Consider the following 14,596-nt stretch of genomic DNA (forward strand, 5'->3'; position numbering starts at 1 on the left):
GATGGAGGCGCTTGAGCCGGCAGGCGTCAGGCTTCGTCCAGCCCGATATCCACGGCCGGTGCCGACTGCGTGATCTTGCTCGTCGAGATGTAGTCAACGCCGGTTTCCGCCACCGCCCGGATCGTTTCCAGGCGAATCCCCCCCGAGGCCTCGACCTTGGTCCGGCCATTGACGATCTGTACGGCTTCCTTCATGTCGGGCACCGGCATGTTGTCCAGCATGATCACGTCGACACCGGCAGCCAGTGCCTCATGCACCTGCTCCAGCCGGTCGCATTCCACTTCCAGCTTGGTCAGCACCGGCAGCTTGCGCCGCACGCGTTGCACCGCGGCGGCGATGCTGCCGCACACGGCGATGTGGTTGTCCTTGATCATCACGCCATTGTCCAGGCTTAGCCGGTGGTTCAGGCCGCCGCCGCAGGTCACGGCATGCTTTTCCAGCGCGCGCAGTCCAGGCGTGGTCTTGCGGCTGTCGATCAGGCGCGCCTTGGTATGCGCAATGGCCTGGGCATAGGTGGCCGTGTGATTGGCAATGCCGCACAGCCGCTGCATGATGTTGAGCGCGGTGCGCTCCGCCGTCAGCACGCTGCGCGCGTTGCCGCTCACGTTCAGCAGCACCGCGCCCTTGGCGACCTTGTCGCCATCCGCGACGCGCACATCGATCGACAGCGTGGGATCGTAGCGGGCGAAGATGCGAGCCGCCACGTCGATACCCGCAATGATCATCGGCTCGCGGGCGTTCATGCAGAAGGTGCCGGTCTCACCCGGTTCGATCATGGTCTGGACGGTCAAGTCGCAGATACCGATATCTTCGGTCAACCAGAGGTCGATCAGCTTGTCCGTGGCGTAGAGGTCGTACATGTAAGGGCTCCTGAACGGTGGTTGCGGTACCTCAATAATCTTAGAGATCGAAGTACATGGCGTAATACTAGCGCCTTGCCGCTTCGTGTCAAGAAATATTCGACATCTAAGATAAGATGCGCGGCAGCGTGCCGGCAGGAACCAGGGCTTGTTCGGCGCCGCAGCGCACCGTGGCGGCGCGCTAGCGCCCGAACTGCCCCAGCACCGTCCCGATCGATTCCAACCCTGCCTCGATCATGTGCTGCATGTAGGTGCCCATCTGCGGCATCACCAGCATCAGCACCAGGAAGCCGCCCGACAGCGTCACCGGGAAGCCCACCGCGAAGATCGACAGCTGCGGCGAGGCGCGGTTGAGGATGCCCATGGCGAGGTTCAACGTCAGCAGCGCGGCGATCATCGGCAGCGCCAGCAGCAGGCCCGATGCGAACACCATGCCGCCGGCGCGCGCCACCGCCATGGCGCCGCCCGCCGACAGCGGCGTGCCCCCGATAGGCAGTCCGTTAAAGCTGTCGACCAGCGCGCCCAGCATCATCAGGTGGCCGTCCAGCGCCAGGAACAGCAGCACCGCGACGACGTTGAGGAAGCGCGACAGCACCATGGTCTGGCCGCCGGCTGCACGGTCGAAGAAGGAGGCGAACGACAGGCCCATCTGCAGGCCGATGATTTCGCCGGCCTGCTGCACGGTGGCGAAGACCAGCCGCATGACAAAGCCGGTGGCCAGGCCGATGCCGACCTCGTTGAGGATGATCAGCAGGCCGTCGAAGGAGTACACCGGCGCCGCTGGCAGCTGCGCGATGGTGGGCGACACCACCATCGCGATCATCGCCGACAGCGCGATCTTGGCGCGCCGCGGAATGGTCGATTCACCGAACAGCGGTGCGGTGCCGATCAGCGCCAGGATGCGGAAAAAGGGCCACAGGAATGCCGCGAGCCAGCCGTAGAGCTGGGCAGAAGTGAATTCGACCACGGCAGTCTGTCGGCAGGCGGAATGCGGAAAGGAGGGGGCGTCAGTGGGCCAGCGCGGGAATGCTCTGGAACACCTCGCGCATGTAGTCGACCATGGTGTTGATCATCCACGGACCGGCCAGCACCATGGTGGCAAACAGCGCGATCAGCTTGGGGATGAAGGTCAGCGTCATCTCGTTGATCTGCGTCGCGGCCTGGAACAGGCTCACCACCAGGCCGGCCGCGAGCGCCACCAGCAGCAGCGGCGCGGCCAGCAGCAGCGTCATCTTCATCGCCTGGGTGGCGATGGTCATTACGGTTTCCGGTGTCATGGCTCGGTCCTGGGAAATGCGATGGCTGGGGAATGCGAGGGGGTCGAGGCTGCCGGCCTCAGTTCATGAAGCTCTGCGCCAACGATCCCAGCAGCAGCTGCCAGCCGTCCACCAGCACGAACAGCATCAGCTTGAACGGCAGCGAGATGGTTGCCGGCGGCACCATCATCATGCCCATTGCCATCAGCACGCTGGCGACCACCAGGTCGATGATCAGGAACGGGATAAAGATGGTGAAGCCGATCTGGAACGCGGTCTTGAGCTCGCTGGTGACGAAGGCGGGCACGAGGATGCTCAGCGGCACCTCTTCCGGGCCCTGCATCTCCGGTGCCTTGGCCATCTGCGCAAACATCGCCAGGTCCTTTTCGCGGGTCTGGCGCAGCATGAAGGCCTTGAGCGGCTCGGCGGCCCTGGCGGCAGCCGTTTCCAGGCTGATCTTGTTTTCCGACAGCGGCTTGTAGGCGTCGTTGTAGACGCGGTCGAACACCGGCGCCATCACGAAGAAGGTCAGGAACAGCGACAGCCCCACCAGCACCTGGTTGGGTGGCGAGGTGGCCGTGCCCAGCGCGTTGCGCAGCAGGCCGAGCACGATGACGATGCGGGTGAAGCCGGTCATCATCAGCATCGCCGCCGGCAGGAACGACAGCGAGGTCAGCAGCACCAGCGTCTGGATCGGCAGCGACCAGATCTGGCCGCCGCCCGGGGCGGGCTTGCTGACCACGCCGGGCAGTTGCTGCGCCCAGGCAGACGCGGGCGCCAATGCCAGTACGGCGGCGGCAAGCGCCAGGACCAAGGCAATCGACAACGGGCAACGGCGCGCGGCCACGGCGAGGCGCGCGGGCCGCAGGCGGCGCCGCCATGCGGCACGCAGGGAATTCATGACTTGAACTGGGATTGCAGCGAACGCAGCAGCTTCTCGGCGAAGGTGCCGCCGGTCGGCGGTTGCGGCATGCCGGTGGCGCGTGCCGCCGGGGTAAGGGGGTCAGCGTAGGTACCGCCAGTGGCGTTCGCCGGCATGCTGTGCAGCGGGCGGATTTCGCCGGGGCTGACGCCCAGCACCAGCCAGGTGTCGCCGACTTCCACCAGCACCAGCCGCTGGCGCGCCCCCAGCATGGTGCTGCCGACCACCTTCATCATTCCGCCGGTGGCATGGCGCACCAGCCCGGCACGCCGTGCCAGCCAGGCCATGCCGAGGATCAGCGCGATCACGGCAAACAGCCCCAGCCCGGCCTGGGCCAGGCTGCCCGCGCCGCTGATGGCCGGTGCCGGCTTGCCGTCGGCGGCCAGTGCGAGCGCCGGGGTCAGCGCCGGCATCAGCGTGGCGAGGCTGGCGCCGATGGCCCGGAGGGGGCCGGCACCGAGCGCGGGGTACTTCCGCATGGTCATTTGTTCAGCTTGCGGATGCGTTCGGACGGCGTGATGATGTCCGTCAGGCGGATGCCGAACTTGTCGTTCACCACCACCACCTCGCCCTGCGCGATCAGGTAGCCGTTGACCAGCACGTCCATCGGCTCGCCGGCCAGCCCGTCCAGTTCGACCACCGAGCCCTGTGCCAGCTGCAGCAGGTTCTTGATGGGTACCTTGGTGCGGCCCAGTTCCACGGTCAGCTGCACCGGGATATCGAGGATCATCTCGATATCGTTGTGGAAGCCGCTGGCCGCTTCCTTCGCCAGCGGCTGGAAGACAGTGGCGGCAGCCGGGGTGGCCGCGGTCGCGGAGGAGGACGAAGGGGCCGCGGCGGGCACCTCCGCAGCTGTGGCGCTGGTCTGCTCCGCCAGCGCGCTGGCCCAGTCGTCCATCGGATCGACCGGCTTGTCCTCGAAGCCCTCACTCATAATCGGTGTCCTCGGTGTCCAGGTGGGAATCGCCGTCCTGGTGATTGATCATTCGTTCTACCCGCAGCGCGTACTGGCCATTCATGGTGCCGAAGCCGCACTGCATCACGGGCACGCCGTCCACCTTGCCGAAGATCTTCTCCGGCAGCTCGATCGGCAGCACGTCGCCGGCGCGCAGCGCCAGCACTTCGGCCACCGTGCTCTGCAGGTGCGCGAACTCGGCGACCAGTTCCACTTCGGCCGCGCGCAGCTGCCTTGACAGCTGGTTGACCCAGCCCTTGTCGACTTCCTTCTCGTCCTGCAGCGGATTCATCAGCAGGTCCTTGAGCGGCTCGATCATCGCGTACGGCAGGCATACGTGGAGCTGCCCGCCGACGGCGCCCAGTTCGATATGGAAGGCGGTGGTCACCACGGCTTCGTTCTGCGTGGCGACATTGGCAAACTTGGTGTGCATCTCCGAGCGGATGTACTCGGTCTCGATCGGATGCACGGTGCGCCAGGCGCTGCCATAGCTGGCCAGCGTCAGCTCCAGCATGCGCTGGATGATGCGCTGCTCGGTCTGGGTGAAGTCGCGGCCTTCCACGCGCGTGTGGAAGCGGCCGTCGCCGCCGAACAGGTTGTCCACCACCAGGAACACCAGGTTCGGGTCGTAGACGAACAGCGCCGTGCCGCGCAGCGGCTTCAGGTGGACCAGGTTCAGGTTGGTCGGCATCGGCAGGTTGCGGGCGAAATCGCCGAACTTCTCGATCCTGATGCTGCCGACCGAAATATCCGCGCCGCGGCGGATGAAATTGAACAGTGCCGAGCGCAGCGATCGGGCAAAGCGCTCGTTGATGATTTCCAGCGTATGCAGGCGGCCGCGGATGATGCGTTCCTGCGTCGCCAGGTTGTACGGGCGCACCCCGCTGTCGTCCAGCGCCGGCTCGCTGGCCTTGGGCGTATCGGCCTCGCCGGATACGCCCTTGAGCAGCTCGTCGACCTCGTCTTGCGAGAGGAACTTGTCGTAGGCCATCTGGTGTCCTGCCCCTTGTGCGGCTTTATGCGGCGTTATGGATGAAACCGTTGCGGCATGGCCAGGCGCGCATCACCATGCCCGGCGGCATGCGGGGGCAGGGCGGAGCTTTGTGGCGGCGGACGGTTTCATATCGGTTGGCGGGCGGGGCAGGGCGCAAGCGGGCGCTTACTGCACCACGAAAGAGGTGAACAACACATCCAGCACGCGCTGGGCCGGCAGGCCGGTGGCGAAAGGCTGGGCGATGGTGGTGCGGATATCGTCGGCCAGCTTGCGCTTGCCTTCGACCGTGGCCAGATCCGCGGGCTGGCGTGCCGACAGCAGCAGCAGGATGCGGCTGCGCGCCTCGGGGAGGTACTGCGCCAGGCGCGCCTGCGTCTCGGCATCCGCCACCTTCAGCGACAGGCCGGTATGCAGGAAGCGGTCGCCGTCCTCGCTTTTCAGGTTGACGGTGAACGCATCCAGCGGCATGAAGATCGGCGGCGGAACGACCGGGGCGGCCGGCGCGGCGGGCGCCGCCGGCTGGCGGTTGCTCAGCACGCTGCCCAGCACATAGCCTCCGGCACCCAGTGCCAGGACAAGCACGCCGCCGCCGATCAGCAGCAGCCGACCGCGCTTGCCTGTGTTGCTGCCAGTCCGGGAAGGGGAAGCCGTGTTCGCCATGAGTAGCCTGTATCGGAATGCCTGCCATTCTTCCGGAATCGCAGGCCAGCAAAGGGCCGAAAAAAAGGGGGAAACCCTTTCAGCTTGGCCGTTTGAGCGGAAAGGGGGCAGGCATGGCTACGCTAGCGGGCGCTTTGTGGTGCGCGCCTGCAGGGGGGTTAACGATTGTTGGCGGGGGAACTTGAGGTTTGGAGGGGAGGGGCTATTGGGCCGCAGCAAAGAGGCGCCCAGCCGCAGCAAATCCACCCCAACCCTCATTCCCTACTACGCTACTCAGGTAGCCCCCATGCAACTCCCCACGGTCTTACATCCAAAAACCCATTGATTTACATAGATTTTCCAACTTCAACTCTTATATAAGATATAAGACATTTGACCAGAACCCGGCGAAGGACTACAATCGCGACGTCAACAGAAGATTTTCTAAACCTAATTACTCAGCAGGTTCCCATGCTTGAAAACTATCGCGCACATGTGGCCGAGCGCGCCGCGCTTGGTATCCCTCCTCTGCCCCTGACCGCCAAGCAGACGGCCGAGCTGATCGAACTGCTGAAGAACCCGCCCGCCGGCGAAGAGCAGAACCTGGTCGAGCTGATCACCAACCGCGTCCCCGCCGGCGTGGACGATGCCGCCAAGGTCAAGGCCTCCTATCTGGCCGCTGTCGCCCTGGGCAAGGAAACGTGCGCGCTGATCTCCCGCGCCAAGGCTACCGAGCTGCTCGGCACCATGCTGGGCGGCTACAACATCTCGCCGCTGATCGAGCTGCTGGACGACGCCGAAGTCGGCACCGTCGCCGCCGACGCGCTGAAGAAGACCCTGCTGATGTTCGACGCCTTCCACGACGTGAAGGAAAAGGCCGACAAGGGCAACGCCAACGCCAAGGCCGTGCTGCAGAGCTGGGCCGACGCCGAGTGGTTCACCAGCCGTCCGGAAGTCCCGCAAAGCCTGACCATCACCGTGTTCAAGGTGCCGGGCGAAACCAATACCGACGACCTGTCGCCGGCCCCGGACGCCACCACCCGCCCGGACATCCCGATGCACGCGCTGGCGATGCTGAAGAACAAGCGCGAAGGCGCGGCGTTCCAGCCGGAAGAAGACGGCAAGCGCGGCCCGGTCAAGTTCATCGAATCGCTGAAGGAAAAGGGCCACCTGGTCGCCTACGTCGGCGACGTGGTCGGTACCGGTTCCTCGCGCAAGTCCGCCACCAACTCGGTGCTGTGGTTCACCGGTGAAGACATCCCCTTCATCCCGAACAAGCGCTTCGGCGGCGTGTGCCTGGGCAACAAGATCGCCCCGATCTTCTACAACACCATGGAAGATGCCGGCGCGCTGCCGATCGAGCTGGACGTGTCGCAGATGGAAATGGGCGACGTGGTCGAGCTGCGCCCGTATGAAGGCAAGGCCCTGAAGAACGGCGCCGTGATCGCCGAGTTCAAGGTCAAGTCCGACGTGCTGTTTGATGAAGTCCGCGCCGGTGGCCGTATTCCGCTGATCGTCGGCCGTGGCCTGACCGCCAAGGCGCGCGAGGCGCTGGGCCTGGCCCCGTCGACGCTGTTCCGCCTGCCGCAGAACCCGGCCGACACCGGCAAGGGCTTCACGCTGGCGCAGAAGATGGTCGGCCGCGCCTGCGGCCTGCCGGAAGTGAATGGGCAACAGCGGGGCATCCGCCCGAACACCTACTGCGAACCGAAGATGACCTCGGTGGGCTCGCAGGACACCACCGGCCCGATGACCCGCGACGAGCTGAAGGACCTGGCTTGCCTGGGCTTCTCGGCCGACCTGGTGATGCAGTCGTTCTGCCACACCGCCGCCTATCCGAAGCCGGTTGACGTCAAGACCCACCACACCCTGCCCGAGTTCATCAGCACCCGCGGCGGCATCTCGCTGCGCCCGGGCGACGGCGTGATCCACTCGTGGCTGAACCGCATGCTGCTGCCCGACACCGTCGGCACCGGCGGCGACTCGCACACCCGCTTCCCGATCGGCATCAGCTTCCCCGCAGGCTCGGGCCTGGTGGCCTTTGCCGCCGCCACCGGCGTGATGCCGCTGGACATGCCGGAATCGGTGCTGGTCCGCTTCAAGGGCAAGATGCAGCCGGGCGTGACGCTGCGCGACCTGGTCAACGCGATCCCGCTGTACGCGATCAAGCAAGACCTGCTGACCGTGGCCAAGCAAGGCAAGAAGAACATCTTCTCGGGCCGCATCCTGGAAATCGAAGGCCTGCCCGACCTGAAGGTCGAGCAAGCGTTCGAACTGTCGGATGCTTCCGCCGAGCGTTCGGCCGCCGGTTGCTCGGTGCGCCTGAACAAGGAACCGATCATCGAATACATCAACAGCAACATCACGCTGCTGAAGTGGATGATCGCCCAGGGCTACCAGGACCCGCGCAGCCTGCAGCGCCGTATCAAGGCCATGGAAGCGTGGCTGGCCGATCCGAAGCTGCTGGAGCCGGATGCCGACGCCGAGTACGCCGCCGTGATCGAGATCGACCTGGCCGACGTGCACGAGCCGATCGTGGCCTGCCCGAACGACCCGGACGACGTCAAGACCCTGTCGGACGTGGCCGGCGCCAAGATCGACGAAGTCTTCATCGGTTCGTGCATGACCAACATCGGCCACTTCCGCGCAGCTTCCAAGCTGCTGGAGGGCAAGCGCGACATCCCGGTCAAGCTGTGGGTGGCCCCGCCGACCAAGATGGACCAGAAGCAGCTGACCGAGGAAGGCCACTACGGCGTGTTCGGCACCGCCGGTGCCCGCACCGAAATGCCGGGCTGCTCGCTGTGCATGGGCAACCAGGCACAGGTGCGTGAAGGCGCGACCGTGATGTCGACCTCGACCCGCAACTTCCCGAACCGCCTGGGCAAGAACACCAACGTGTACCTGGGTTCCGCCGAACTGGCGGCGATCTGCTCGCGTCTGGGCCGCATCCCGACCAAGGACGAGTACATGGCCGATATTGGCGTCATCAACCAGAATGGCGACAAGATCTACAAGTACATGAACTTCGACCAGATCGAGGACTTCAAGGAAGTGGCTGACCAGGTGACGGTGTAAGCCGAGTAGCCAGATTGGAATGAAGAAGAAGAAGAAGGGGCCCTGCGGGGCCCCTTTTGTGTCTGGAGCGGGGCGCCGGCACGGATTGCGCCGGCGGGCTATCATCCTCCGTTTCAGCCATCCGTTGCCCGCCGTGCCGCGGGCAGCGCACCACTGGAGCCCACGTGCCAGAGCTTTCCGACTACCCGATCACCCGCAAATGGCCGGCGCAGCATCCCGAGCGCATCCAGCTCTATTCGCTGCCGACGCCCAACGGCGTCAAGGCATCGATCATGCTCGAAGAGACCGGCCTGCCGTATGAACCGCACCTGGTGCGCTTCGACACCGACGACCAGCTCTCGCCGGAATTCCTGTCGCTCAACCCGAACAACAAGATCCCCGCGATCCTCGATCCTGACGGCCCGGGCGGCAAGCCGCTGGCGCTGTTCGAATCGGGCGCGATCCTGCTGTACCTGGCCGACAAGTCGGGCAAGCTGATCCCGGCCGATCCGGCACGGCGCTACGAAACCATCCAGTGGCTGATGTTCCAGATGGGCGGCATCGGGCCGATGTTCGGGCAGGTCGGCTTCTTCCACAAATTCGCCGGCAAGGCCTATGAAGACAAGCGCCCGCGCGACCGCTACGTGGCGGAAAGCCGGCGCCTGCTCAGCGTGCTCGAGCAGCGCCTGGCAGGACGCGCGTGGATCATGGGCGACGAGTACACCATTGCAGACATCGCCACCTTTCCGTGGGTGCGCAACCTGGTGGGCTTCTACGAGGCAGGCGACCTGGTCGGCTTCAAGGACTTCGTCAACGTGGGGCGCGTGCTGGAGGCGTTCGTGCAGCGCCCGGCGGTGGTGAAGGGGCTGGATACGCCGCATCGCGGCTGAGCGCCGGCATGCGGTCGGGCCGGCGTGGGCGTTGTCCTACACCGGGCCTTCCCGGGGGCCTACAGGGGGGCGGCGACACGCAACCTATAGTCCAGAAGCGGGCGCATCCCTGCCTCGCCCGAGGAGTCCGGACCATGCCGCTGCCCAAGCCCTTCCCGTCTTCTTCCCGCTTGTGCGGCGCAGCGCTGCTGGCGGGTGCCGCCGCGGCGCTGGGCGCGTGCGGCGAATCGGCCAAGCTGCCTTCCGAGGCAGGCTTCGGACCCACGCCGCAACTGCCGCCGCCGAACCAGACCGCCATCCCCACCGTCAAGATCGCACCCGCAGTCGGCTGGGCCGAAGGCCAGCGCCCGGTGCCGGCCGAGGGCATGGCGGTGACCGCCTTCGCCGACAAGCTCGATCATCCGCGCTGGGTCTATGTGCTGCCCAACGGCGACGTGCTGGTGGCCGAGAGCAATGCGCCGCCCAAGCCCGACGACGGCAAGGGCATCAAGGGCTGGATCATGAAGAAGGTGATGAAGCGCGCCGGCGCCGGCACGCCCAGCGCCAACCGCATCACGCTGCTGCGCGACAGCAACGGCGACGGCGTGGCCGACCAGCGCTCGATCTTCCTGAAGGACATCAACTCGCCGTTCGGCATGGTGCTGGTCGGCAACGATTTCTATGTGGCTGCCACCGACGCGGTGCTGCGCTTCCCGTACCGGCCCGGGCAGACCCAGATCGCCGCGGCGCCGCAGAAAGTGGTGGACCTGCCCGGCGGGCCGCTCAACCACCACTGGACCAAGAACATCATCGCCAGCCGCGACGGCAGCAAGCTCTACGTGACCGTGGGCTCGAACAGCAACGTGGCCGAGCACGGCATGGACAAGGAAGCGGGCCGCGCCGCCATCTGGGAGGTCGATCCCGGGAACGGCTCGCACCGCATCTTTGCCAGCGGCCTGCGCAATCCCAACGGCATGGCATGGGAGCCGGTCACCGGCGCGCTGTGGACCGCGGTCAACGAGCGCGACGAGATCGGCAGCGACCTGGTGCCGGACTACATCACCACGGTGCGCGACGGCGGCTTCTACGGCTGGCCGTACAGCTACTTCGGCCAGAACGTCGACGAGCGCGTCAAGCCGCCGGCGCCTGACCTGGTGGCGAGGGCGATCGTGCCCGACTACGCGGTCGGCGCGCATACCGCCCCGCTGGGACTCGCGGCTGCCGCCGGCAACAGCCTGCCGGCGCGCTTCAGCGAGGGCATGTTCGTGGGCCAGCACGGGTCCTGGAACCGGCGGCCGCTGGCGGGGTACAAGGTCATCTTCGTGCCGTTCAGCAATGGCCGGCCGAACGGCATGCCCTTTGACGTGCTGACGGGTTTTGTCGACGGCGAGGGCAATGCGCGCGGCCGGCCCGTGGGCGTGGCGATCGACAAGGGCGGCGGGCTGCTGGTGGCGGACGACGTCGGCAATGTCGTCTGGCGTGTGAGCGGGGCGAAATAGCGGCTGTTCCCATGCCGCCGGCGGGCCATCGCCAGGCCATTGAGCTGGCGCCGCGCTGACTATACTTCGCTTGGGGGGCGCGGCGCATCAATCGTGCCTGCTTCGTCCCGCCCAAACCGCAGCCTGGACACCGACGCCTGGGAGGGGGGCATGGATCACACCGGAGATTCGTTTCGCGCCTTTGAGCTGGCTGGCTGGGAAGACCCCGAAGTCGTCAGCCGCTACCAGGAGCACCTGTCGCACGTGACCCGGCAATCGATCGAGGCGCTGCTGGACGAGGCGCGCGCCGGCAGCGGGCTGCGTGTGCTCGATGTCGCCAGCGGCTCGGGCCATATCGCCGCGGCGGCGGCGCGGCGCGGCGCCGAGGCCATCGGCATCGATTTCTCGCTGGCGCAGGTGGAGCTGGCGCGCAAGCTTTATCCCGACATCGACTACCAGCAGGCCGACGCGCAGGCGCTGCCCTTCGGCGACGCCAGCTTCGATGTCGTGGTCAACGGGTTCGGCATGTGCCACCTTTCCGATCCCGATGCCGCGCTGCGCGAAGCGTTCCGCGTGTTGCGCCCCGGCGGTCGCATCGCCTTCACGGTGTGGGATGCCCCCGAACGCGCGGTGGGCTTCGGCGCGGTCTATGCCGCCATCCGCGCCTATGGCTCGATGGAGGTCGACCTGCCGGCGGGGCCCAATTTCTTTCTCTTCAGCGATCCCAACGAGTGCCGCAACGCCTTGCAGCAGGCCGGCTTTGTCGCCCCGACGTGCCGGAACGTGCATCAGGTGTGGCGCTTTTCCACGCCGGACCAGCTGTTCGATGCGCTCGCGCAAGGCACCGTGCGCGCCGCCGCCACGCTGCGCGCGCAGACCCCGCGGGCGCGCGACGAGATCCGGGCGGTGCTGCGCGGCACGGTCGCCGGCTATATGCGCGGCAGCGGCTTCGAGGTGCCGATGCCGGCGGTGCTGGCCGCCGCGGTGAAGCCCTGAACCGGCGGCGCGCGCCGCCGACCGTCACCTCAACGCAGCACGCGCCTGCGGCGCGCCATGAAGTCGCGCGGGGTTTGCCCGAGCGCGCGGCGGAACATGGTCGAGAACGCGCCCGCGTGGGCGTAGCCGGTTTCCGCGGCCACATGCGCCAGCGGCCGGCCGCGGCTCATCAGGTCGATCGCATGGGCCAGGCGCAACTGCTGGCGCCAGCTGCCGAAGCTGGTCTTCAGCTCGCTTTCGAACAGCCGCGCCAGTGTCCGCTCGCTGGCGCCGGTGCGAGCCGCCCATTCGGACAGCGTCAGGCTGGAGCCGGGATCTTCCATCAGCGCGTGGCACAGCGCCTGCAGCCGCCGGTCCGACGGCAGCGCGAGCCCCAGTGACAGCGTGGGCGCGGCCGCCAGCTCCTCCACCAGCAGGCTGGCGCAGAGCTGGCGGCGGCGTTCGCCGAGCGAGTCGTCGTGGGCCAGGGCTTCCATCAGCTCGCGCAATAGCGGCGACACCTCCAGCACCACGCATGAGTCGGCCGACAGCGCGCAGGCCTGCGGCGCGATATAGCAGGCATAGAAGCGCACCGTGCCCAGCACCACCACGTTGTGCTCCACATCGGGCGGGATCCAGACCGCGCGCATCGCCGGCACCAGCCATGCGGTCCCGCCGGCGGTGATGCGCAAGCTGCCGCTGATCGGGAACGACAGCTGGCCCCACGGATGGCGGTGCGGGTGGATCACCGCGTTGGGAGGCGGGCGGCGCAGATGCGCGATGACCGGATCGGAGGCGCTGGGACGTGCGCGCGGCACCGGCGAGTAGACGGGGCGGCGGCGGGCCGGGGCGGCAGGCAATGCAGGAGTGGGGGCGACGGCGCGTGGCATGAAATCGTAAGAAATTGCCCGATTAGTGTAACTCCGCCAAGGAAGGCCGGCCTACGATGCTGGCATGTGGCCGCGATCGGGAACAAGAGCGGCCGATTGACGAACAGGCGCCGGCCCGCCGAAATCGCGCGCGGCATGGGACCGGCCCATCGACGAGATGTTCTTCCATGCCTTCATTCGTTCGCCGCGCCGCGGCGCGTTTCGGCCTGGGTGGCCAGGATGCCACGCTGGCCGCCGCCCTCCCGGTGCCGGACACCATTCCCGACCCTGGCCTGCTTCAATCCGCCAGGGCTGCCTTTGCCATCGGCGCATGCATCGCGCTGGTGCTGAGCGCCGGCCACGCCATTGACGCGCCGCCGGCGCTGGTCTGGGCCGCGGCGCTGGTGTTGTCCACCGTGTGCTGCTGGGCGCTCGGTGCGTTGCCCGAGCCCACCGCCACGCTGCTGTTCTTCCTGTGCGCGGTCGTGTTCCAGATCGCGCCGCCCAAGGTGGTGTTCAGCGGCTTTGCCTCGCCCGCGTGGTGGCTGATGTTCGGCGGCGCCGTCACCGGCGTGGCGCTGCGCAACAGCGGGCTGGCATTGCGGCTGGCCGACGCCATCTTCCAGCGCCGGATGCACGGGTATCCGCAACTGGTCGCGCTGGTCGCGGCCAGCGCGGTGGGCCTCGCGTTCCTGATGCCGTCCACCACCGGCCGCGTGCTGCTGCTGGTCCCGATCGTGCTGGCGCTGGCCGACCGCGTGGGGCTGGCCCCCGGCTCCAACGGCCGCATCGGCCTGGTGCTGACGGTGGCCGCGGCCAGCTATATGGCGCCGACCACCATCCTGCCCGCCAATATCCCTAACAGCGTGCTGCTGGGCGCGGCCAGCTCGCTGTACGGCATCAACCTCAGCTACGGCAGCTATCTGCTGCTGCATTTCCCGGTGCTGGGCCTGCTCAAGACCGTGGTGCTGGTCTGGCTGGTGTGCCGGCTTTTCCCGCACGACGCACCGCTGGCGGCGGCGCCGGCGGCAGCGCGCGCGCCGATGGGCCGGCAGGAGCGGCTGCTGGCGGTCATCCTGGCGATCGCCGTGGCGGGATTTGCCACCGACGCACTGCATGGCATCTCGCCGGCCTGGATTGCGCTGGCCGCAAGCATCGTCTGCCTGCTGCCGGGCGTGGGGCTGGTCTCGTCCAGGGCGCTGGCCGAACAGGTCCACCTGGTGCCGCTGCTCTATGTGGCAGGCTTCCTCGGACTTGGCGCGGTGGTGGAGTCGGCCGGACTGGGCACTGCGGTCAGCCACGCGCTGCTGCACTGGCTGCAGCTGACGCCGGGACACACGATGGTGAACGTCGGCGCGCTCGGGGCCGTGGGCGCCAGCATGGGACTGATGACCACGCTGCCTAGCCTTCCGGCCGTGTTGTCTCCACTGGCGCGGGAGTTTGCCAGCGCCACCGGCTTGCCGACGGAGACGGTACTGATGTTGCAGGTGCCGGTGTTCTCCACGGTGTTTTTCCCCTACCAGTCGCCGCCGATCGTGATTGCGATGCAGCTGGGTGGCGTCGGGCTGCGCCATGGCACGCGGCTGTGCCTGGCATTGGCGGCCATCACGGTGGTGGTGTTGCTGCCGCTGGATTACCTGTGGTGGCGGCTGCTCGGCTACCTGCCGTGAGCCGCAAGCTAGGTGCCAGTGTTGGATGGAGGCCGACAGCTATTGGCTGACCGTC

14 protein-coding genes are annotated in these 14,596 nt (G+C 67.1%); 5 read left to right on the top strand and 9 right to left on the bottom strand.

The features are described from left to right. Window positions 1–26 precede the first annotated feature (26 nt). The 8 genes from nadC to fliL form a co-directional block, all read right to left on the bottom strand. Complete coding sequence (nadC, locus tag J8I82_RS16350) at window positions 27–860, bottom strand: carboxylating nicotinate-nucleotide diphosphorylase (RefSeq protein ID WP_209759253.1); 834 nt, start codon at window positions 858–860, stop codon at window positions 27–29. A gap of 181 nt (window positions 861–1,041) precedes the next feature. Next, window positions 1,042–1,827, bottom strand: a complete 786-nt coding sequence (gene fliR / locus J8I82_RS16355) for a flagellar biosynthetic protein FliR (protein ID WP_209759256.1) — start codon at window positions 1,825–1,827, stop codon at window positions 1,042–1,044. A 40-nt stretch (window positions 1,828–1,867) separates the two neighbouring features. After that, complete coding sequence (fliQ, locus tag J8I82_RS16360; RefSeq protein ID WP_029047088.1) at window positions 1,868–2,137, bottom strand: flagellar biosynthesis protein FliQ; 270 nt, start codon at window positions 2,135–2,137, stop codon at window positions 1,868–1,870. A gap of 58 nt (window positions 2,138–2,195) precedes the next feature. Continuing rightward, entirely contained in the window at window positions 2,196–3,017 is an 822-nt protein-coding gene (gene fliP / locus J8I82_RS16365; protein WP_280907206.1) for a flagellar type III secretion system pore protein FliP, read from the bottom strand. Then, on the bottom strand, window positions 3,014–3,451 hold the full coding sequence (fliO, locus tag J8I82_RS16370; RefSeq protein WP_245179844.1) for a flagellar biosynthetic protein FliO: 438 nt from the start codon (window positions 3,449–3,451) through the stop codon (window positions 3,014–3,016). The genes fliP and fliO overlap by 4 nt, the downstream gene beginning before the upstream one ends. A gap of 68 nt (window positions 3,452–3,519) precedes the next feature. Continuing rightward, window positions 3,520–3,972, bottom strand: a complete 453-nt coding sequence (fliN, locus tag J8I82_RS16375; RefSeq protein ID WP_209759258.1) for a flagellar motor switch protein FliN — start codon at window positions 3,970–3,972, stop codon at window positions 3,520–3,522. Beyond that, window positions 3,965–4,984 (bottom strand): flagellar motor switch protein FliM, encoded by a 1,020-nt coding sequence (fliM, locus tag J8I82_RS16380; protein WP_029047092.1) that lies wholly within the window; start codon window positions 4,982–4,984, stop codon window positions 3,965–3,967. The genes fliN and fliM overlap by 8 nt, the downstream gene beginning before the upstream one ends. A 168-nt stretch (window positions 4,985–5,152) precedes the next feature. Beyond that, window positions 5,153–5,647, bottom strand: coding sequence for a flagellar basal body-associated protein FliL (fliL, locus tag J8I82_RS16385; protein ID WP_209759260.1), 495 nt, complete (start codon window positions 5,645–5,647; stop codon window positions 5,153–5,155). Between the two features lie 450 nt (window positions 5,648–6,097). Between fliL and acnB the strand changes: the two genes are divergently transcribed. The 4 genes from acnB to J8I82_RS16405 all read left to right on the top strand — a co-directional run bounded on the left by acnB (window position 6,098) and on the right by J8I82_RS16405 (window position 12,023). Beyond that, window positions 6,098–8,701, top strand: a complete 2,604-nt coding sequence (acnB, locus tag J8I82_RS16390; RefSeq protein WP_209759262.1) for a bifunctional aconitate hydratase 2/2-methylisocitrate dehydratase — start codon at window positions 6,098–6,100, stop codon at window positions 8,699–8,701. A 164-nt stretch (window positions 8,702–8,865) separates the two neighbouring features. Then, window positions 8,866–9,570, top strand: coding sequence for a glutathione S-transferase N-terminal domain-containing protein (locus J8I82_RS16395; protein ID WP_209759264.1), 705 nt, complete (start codon window positions 8,866–8,868; stop codon window positions 9,568–9,570). Window positions 9,571–9,704: 134 nt separating this feature from the next. Further along, the gene (locus J8I82_RS16400) at window positions 9,705–11,048 is read left to right on the top strand and encodes a PQQ-dependent sugar dehydrogenase (protein ID WP_209759266.1); all 1,344 of its coding nucleotides are present in this window, start codon (window positions 9,705–9,707) and stop codon (window positions 11,046–11,048) included. Window positions 11,049–11,198: 150 nt separating this feature from the next. Beyond that, complete coding sequence (locus tag J8I82_RS16405) at window positions 11,199–12,023, top strand: class I SAM-dependent methyltransferase (RefSeq protein WP_209759268.1); 825 nt, start codon at window positions 11,199–11,201, stop codon at window positions 12,021–12,023. Window positions 12,024–12,052: 29 nt separating this feature from the next. Here J8I82_RS16405 and J8I82_RS16410 read toward each other — a convergent pair whose 3' ends face one another. Beyond that, window positions 12,053–12,892: an AraC family transcriptional regulator gene (locus J8I82_RS16410; protein ID WP_209759269.1), complete on the bottom strand. Its 840-nt coding sequence runs from the start codon at window positions 12,890–12,892 to the stop codon at window positions 12,053–12,055. Between the two features lie 167 nt (window positions 12,893–13,059). Between J8I82_RS16410 and J8I82_RS16415 the strand changes: the two genes are divergently transcribed. Further along, window positions 13,060–14,541 (top strand): SLC13 family permease, encoded by a 1,482-nt coding sequence (locus J8I82_RS16415; RefSeq protein WP_209759271.1) that lies wholly within the window; start codon window positions 13,060–13,062, stop codon window positions 14,539–14,541. Window positions 14,542–14,596 lie beyond the last annotated feature (55 nt).

Source organism: Cupriavidus consociatus (assembly GCF_017814975.1).
Taxonomy (GTDB): Bacteria; Pseudomonadota; Gammaproteobacteria; order Burkholderiales; family Burkholderiaceae; genus Cupriavidus; species Cupriavidus consociatus.

Bases quoted from the DNA above. Each gene is read 5' to 3' on its own strand.
- J8I82_RS16400 (WP_209759266.1), top strand. From the start codon at position 9,705: ATGCCGCTGCCCAAGCCCTTCCCGTCTTCTTCCCGCTTGTGCGGCGCA.
- J8I82_RS16410 (WP_209759269.1), bottom strand. From the start codon at position 12,892: ATGCCACGCGCCGTCGCCCCCACTCCTGCATTGCCTGCCGCCCCGGCC.
- J8I82_RS16405 (WP_209759268.1), top strand. From the start codon at position 11,199: ATGGATCACACCGGAGATTCGTTTCGCGCCTTTGAGCTGGCTGGCTGG.
- fliQ (WP_029047088.1), bottom strand. From the start codon at position 2,137: ATGACACCGGAAACCGTAATGACCATCGCCACCCAGGCGATGAAGATG.
- fliN (WP_209759258.1), bottom strand. From the start codon at position 3,972: ATGAGTGAGGGCTTCGAGGACAAGCCGGTCGATCCGATGGACGACTGG.
- fliO (WP_245179844.1), bottom strand. From the start codon at position 3,451: ATGCCGGCGCTGACCCCGGCGCTCGCACTGGCCGCCGACGGCAAGCCG.
- fliP (WP_280907206.1), bottom strand. From the start codon at position 3,017: ATGAATTCCCTGCGTGCCGCATGGCGGCGCCGCCTGCGGCCCGCGCGC.
- acnB (WP_209759262.1), top strand. From the start codon at position 6,098: ATGCTTGAAAACTATCGCGCACATGTGGCCGAGCGCGCCGCGCTTGGT.
- fliL (WP_209759260.1), bottom strand. From the start codon at position 5,647: ATGGCGAACACGGCTTCCCCTTCCCGGACTGGCAGCAACACAGGCAAG.
- nadC (WP_209759253.1), bottom strand. From the start codon at position 860: ATGTACGACCTCTACGCCACGGACAAGCTGATCGACCTCTGGTTGACC.
- fliM (WP_029047092.1), bottom strand. From the start codon at position 4,984: ATGGCCTACGACAAGTTCCTCTCGCAAGACGAGGTCGACGAGCTGCTC.
- J8I82_RS16415 (WP_209759271.1), top strand. From the start codon at position 13,060: ATGCCTTCATTCGTTCGCCGCGCCGCGGCGCGTTTCGGCCTGGGTGGC.